Annotated in this window: 3 protein-coding genes and 1 pseudogene; all 4 read right to left on the bottom strand. The window is 45.7% G+C overall.

Going from position 1 to position 3,585, the window contains the following annotated elements; translation table 11 throughout:
* Positions 1-804 (bottom strand): family 43 glycosylhydrolase (locus tag ACEW8S_RS00435; protein WP_373516226.1); only part of this gene is annotated, 804 nt, incomplete at its 3' end.
* Positions 805-841: 37 nt separating this feature from the next.
* Positions 842-1,837, bottom strand: coding sequence for a family 43 glycosylhydrolase (locus ACEW8S_RS00440; protein ID WP_373516227.1), 996 nt, complete (start codon positions 1,835-1,837; stop codon positions 842-844).
* 62 nt (positions 1,838-1,899) lie between these two features.
* Positions 1,900-2,988 carry a family 43 glycosylhydrolase gene (locus tag ACEW8S_RS00445; RefSeq protein WP_373516228.1) on the bottom strand — a complete coding sequence of 363 codons (1,089 nt, stop codon included), beginning with the start codon at positions 2,986-2,988 and terminating at the stop codon, positions 1,900-1,902.
* 18 nt (positions 2,989-3,006) lie between these two features.
* Positions 3,007-3,585: pseudogene (locus ACEW8S_RS00450) on the bottom strand (glycosyl hydrolase family 43); the annotation flags it as partial.

Here is a 3,585-nt window from a genome sequence, read left to right on the forward strand (position 1 = left end):
AAAGGTAAAAGAGCCCTCCGTCCATCTTCTATTGATTTCCTGGGAAGTTACCGAACGGCTTTCCCATTCGGAATTTTTATCGTCCATCGTTTTTGGCGGACGCAATAGTAAAACCGGTTCGCCGATTACCCTTCTGAAATCGGGGGCGAGCTCTACTCCATAGACCCAGCTTTCCTCGATTTCGTCATAAAGCCCTTCCTTTTTGGCCCAATCGGCAATTTCGCTCTCCACGGGATGTTTATAACAGGCCCGGGAATAGTACAAATAATATTTTCCATCGTCGTTTTGAAAGACATTGGCATCGATGATCGGGTAGCCGGGGTCGAAAAGGGGCTCGTTCTTCAAATCCTTGAACGGTCCTTTCGGGCTATCGGACACGGCCACCCCGATAGTAAAGGTTTCCAGTTCGTTGAGGGGATTGTCCTTTTTATCGGCACTGTAGAACAAGTAGTATTTTTCTTTAATTTTATAGACCTCGGGCGCCCAAAAGTTTTTTAGGTTCCACGAATCTTCGGTATTGCCATAATATACCTGTCCCTCATTTTTCCAGTGTACCAGATCGATCGAGGAATAGGTGGCGAAACCGTCCTTGGCCCCGCCACCTGTACCGTACATGTAGTAGGTGCCGTCTCCATTGTCGAGAATGTAGGGATCGCCGAACTCGACGTCCAGCGGGTTGGTGTACCCGGTTATTTTTTCTTTGGATGTAGCAGCAATGGTTTCTTTTTTTTCAGATTTGCAGGAAATGGTAAAAATGAGTAGTATCGAACCAAGTGTTACAAGGGAAATCGTTGCTTTAATCATCTTCTTGCCTGTTTTAAAGTTCATTACTTTTTTAATCCTAGGGTTTTTGAGCCTTCCTTTCCAAAGACCATGGGATACCGAAATCCGGTCTGCCGTTTTTCTGCCATTTGAAATGCTGCAGCCTTGCACTTCTTTGGGCACAGCCCAAGGCAGGTGTGTCCTTGGCATGAAATATAAGCCAGTTTTCCTTGCCATCCCGCGAGGTTGTAAAGCCGTGGTGGCCGGGGCCGTACACCTGATTTTCCTTGGACATTTCGAAAACGGCTTTGGGAAAGCGTTTCCAGGACGCGGCTTCCAAAAGATCGGAATCCTTTTTTGCGGCAAGCATCCCCAAGGAATAATTATCGTCCCAACAGGCACCCGCTGAATACACAATAAAAACCTCATCTTTTGGGCCCTCCAAAAACATGGGACCTTCTAAGATACTTCTATCCTCGGTTTTCTCCCAGTCATATTTTGGAGCTGCCAATATGGACTCATCGTCGTTCAACGTCCAAGGATTCGACATCGTGGCAATGGCGACATCACTATGGTCGTTGACGTAAGGAGAGTATAAAAAATACAGGATCCCCTTATATTGAAATACCGATCCATCGATCCCATTAAATTTCGTGTTTACCTTGCCCCGATCGATCCATTCCCCTTCCATCGGGTTAGCGCTGCTATTTTCCAAAACAAAGACAAATCGGGACTGGTCGCCCTCATCGGCCTTATCGGAGCCTGTGTAATACACATACCACTTACCATCGATATAATAGATCTCGGGTGCCCATATACAGCAACTATTAGGACCGGTCTCGGGAGGTGACCATATCGTTGTTGGGATAACCGACTCCAGTTGGGTCAGGTCATCGGTACGCCATAGGTCAAGCCGGTTTCCCCGGGTGGCCATAAAATAATAGTAATCGTCCTCATGAAGGTAGGCATACGGATCGGCACCATCCTGAAGAATCGGGTTAGTGAACGTATCCCTGTTTTGGCCGATGCATACCTGTAAAAAGACCAGTGGCATAAAAATATAGATCGACCGCATTTGTAAGTTTTTTAAATCCATTGTTTTATTATCCGATATTGAAATTGTCTTGAGCTATTTCGTTACTCCGAAGGAATTGCAATTTCATCTTTTTCCGATAAAGGCTTACCTAGAATCGGGTACCCTTTTTCATCCCATTGTATCTTTTGCATTCTTGGCGAGCGTAAAGACCCGCAACCTTGGCCCGGTTTTGAATTGGCATGGTACAAAATCCAGTCCTCAGTACCGTCCGGCGATTTAAAGAAGGAATTATGGCCGGGACCGTACACCCCGTTTTCGGGAGATTGGATGAATATAGGTTCTTCGGATTTCACCCAGTTATCCAGATCCAGTAAATTATCGGTGCCCGTAAAAGTCAACAGGCCCAGACTATAATAATCGGTCCAACAGCCACTGGCCGAGAATACAATGAAAATTTTATCATCGTTCGACAAGAACTGCGGTCCTTCGTTCACAAATACCTCCGGTGGATTTTTAAGGGACGTACCCGTATCCCAATGCTTTTCCCAGTCATGGGTAGGCGAGGAAATTTTTACTCGATCCCCCTCGATTTCAAGCGGATTTTTCATTTTGGCGATAAAGATATCCTGTTGTCCGTTTTCATCGCCCTCCCAGCCGGACCATATCATGTACAGTTGCCCTTTATACCGAAAAACGTTGCTATCAATGGCCCATTTATCGGTGTCGGCGGCGATTTTTCCCTTGAATTCGAAGGTTCCCTGAAACGGATCCACCGAAGTATTTTCCACGGCATACATCCGGTGGGTAGTATTATCGCCGTCATCCGCAGCGAAATAAACATACCATTTTCCGTCGATAAAATGCACCTCGGGCGCCCATATATCATGGGAATATAAGGTGTCTTCGGGCGGTGTCCAGATGGTTTTGACCTCTGCATTACTGAGATTTGCCAAGTTTTTTACCCTTTTTAGCACCAGTTTGTTGCCCTCCGTACTGGTGTAGTAATAATATCCATTATGGTAGGTGCTATAAGGATCGGGGCCCGATGGTAAAAGTGGATTGGTGAAGGTTTTTGCTTGCCCTTCTTGATTGCCATTGTCCTGCGGCTGTTGGTTCTTTTTTTCCTCTTGCCCGGTGCATCCGTAAAAGCTGAGCAAGACGATTACACAAGTGCAAAATATTGATTTCATTTTTCTATATTTAAAAGGTTAGTTAGCGTTTTTATCCGTCTTTTCTTGCTTTTGAATCCCGAATTCGTTGACCAAGGCATCATATTCCTTTTTCGAAATACCGATCATACAGCCATGCCTAACCTTTTCGGGAAACGAATATTTGTCCCAATCGCTAAAAAAGGTATAACCGGATGCCTGATACCAGGGGCCGTTCAAATTATCGGCAATGGATAATCCGTACGAAACTCCCGGATATTGCTCATAATACAAATACCAAATTTTATCGTCGGACGAGGGAATCAGCATGGGTGCCTCCCGAAAATTGGGACTGATAGGTTCAGCGGGGAGGGAATAGGGCCCAAGCAAAGAGCCCGACCTTGCGATACGTATCGTCTTTCCGGTCGGCCAGTATAGGGTAGGATAGGTTTCATCTTTGATGATGGCATAATAGGTGTCTTCGGCTTTTCTGATAATGACATCAATTGTGCCGAAATCCCAATCGAAGAGACGTTCGGGAGTCTCTGAAAAGGTTTTTAAATCATTGGAAAGTACATACAGTGTTCGTTGGCTTGCCCAGTACCGTTCGGGGTCTTCCTTGGTACCTTCTTTGTGAGG

The organism is Pricia sp. (assembly GCF_041745955.1).
In the GTDB taxonomy this organism is placed as follows: Bacteria; Bacteroidota; Bacteroidia; order Flavobacteriales; family Flavobacteriaceae; genus Pricia.

What these genes read in the sequence shown, in the direction of transcription:
- ACEW8S_RS00440 (WP_373516227.1), bottom strand. Translation starts at nt 1,837, where the DNA reads ATGCGGTCGATCTATATTTTTATGCCACTGGTCTTTTTACAGGTATGC.
- ACEW8S_RS00445 (WP_373516228.1), bottom strand. Translation starts at nt 2,988, where the DNA reads ATGAAATCAATATTTTGCACTTGTGTAATCGTCTTGCTCAGCTTTTAC.